Genomic DNA, 1,534 nt, shown 5'->3' with positions numbered 1-1,534 from the left:
GGATGGATAACACGTTTCAAAAGTTGATGCAGGAGAAGAAGCGGTTTCTTATTCCTGCTCTGATTTTTCTGTTTGCTTTTTATTTTATGCTTCCATTATCATTGATTTTCTTTCCAGATGTAATGAATCGGATAAGTTTTGTAGGTGGTGTAACCTGGGGCTGGCTTTATGCATTTTTGCAAATACCGATGACATGGACGATGGCGTGGATCTATCATATAAAATCAAAGCGCTTTGATCGGATTGTTGAGAAACTCAAACGGGAGGAGTCGATGTGAATCTTATCTATTTTCTGTTTTTTATTTGTATTATTGTTTGTACATTAATCATTACATATTGGGCAGCGAAACGCAGCAAAACGACGAATCGATTTTATACAGCTGCAGGCAGTTTGACTGGATTTCAGAATGGGATGGCAATTGCCGGTGACTTTATTAGTGCAGCTTCATTTCTTGGGATTGTTGGAACAATTGCTATTAATGGCTATGATGGATTTTTATATTCTATCGGTTTTTTAGTGTCCTATTTAATTGTTTTATTCCTGATCGCTGAGCCTGTCCATCGTTTAGGTACGTACTCACTTGGGGATGTTATCTGCTCCCGTTTTCCCGGTAGCAAAATGCGGTGGATCATGGCGGTTGGTACATTTATGATTTCTATTCTGTATATGATTCCCCAGCTTGTTGCATCCGGCTTTTTATTGCGTTTATTATTGGATATTGATTATTCTATTTCTGTTGTTATTATTGGTGGTTTAATGACGATCTACGTTGTTTTTGGTGGCATGGTTGCTACTTCATGGGTGCAAATTGTTAAAACGGTTCTACTTATGTCAGGAACGTTTTTGCTCTCGCTTATTGTGTTGTCGAATTTTAACTGGAATATTGCTGATTTAATTGAACGGGTGAAAGAAGGGACGCCTTTAGGGGATCAATTTTTCTTCCCTGGTCACCTGTTTGGCAATCCAGTGGAGTTTCTCTCGCTTCAGCTTGCTTTAGTGCTTGGTACTGCGGGATTGCCGCATATTTTAATCCGGCTTTTTACGGTGCGAAATACGTTGGAGGTTCGTCGTTCCTTAATCAGTTCGACATGGATTATTGGGCTTTTCTATGTGATGACACTTATTCTGGGTCTTGGAACGGTAGCGTTGTTAGGCTATCACACTATGGTTGCAGCAGATCCAACTGGCAACCTGGCTGCACCTTTGCTGGCGAAGGAAGTTGGGGGAGATTTTCTCTTAGCATTTATTTCAGCAATTGCTTTTACAACCATCGTTGCAGTAGTGGCAGGGCTTGTTATCTCGGCAACAACGGCTTTTTCCCATGATATTTACCATCATATAATAAAGAAAGGAACATCCACGGAAAAAGAGCAATTAACAGCGGCAAGGTGGACTGCACTTGGGATTGGGCTTGTTTCGACATTATTTGCACTGCGGTTGGAGACAATTAATGTTACCTTTCTTGTACTTGACAGTAAAAAGTTCCTCGTAACGATAGAAAATAATATTTTACATATCAAACTAAACCTTGTT

2 protein-coding genes are annotated in these 1,534 nt (G+C 39.9%); both read left to right on the top strand.

Going from position 1 to position 1,534, the window contains the following annotated elements; genetic code table 11:
- On the top strand, nt 1-278 hold a 278-nt coding region (locus tag AC6HVZ_RS17270), incomplete at its 5' end, for a DUF485 domain-containing protein (protein ID WP_497559374.1).
- Nucleotides 275-1,534, top strand: a 1,260-nt coding sequence (locus AC6HVZ_RS17265; RefSeq protein ID WP_497559373.1) for a solute symporter family protein, incomplete at its 3' end; no start/stop codon positions are given. The genes AC6HVZ_RS17270 and AC6HVZ_RS17265, both read left to right, overlap by 4 nt.

Source organism: Oceanobacillus sp. NCCP-135 (assembly GCF_059698015.1).
This window is presented reverse-complemented; position numbering and strand designations above follow the sequence as displayed.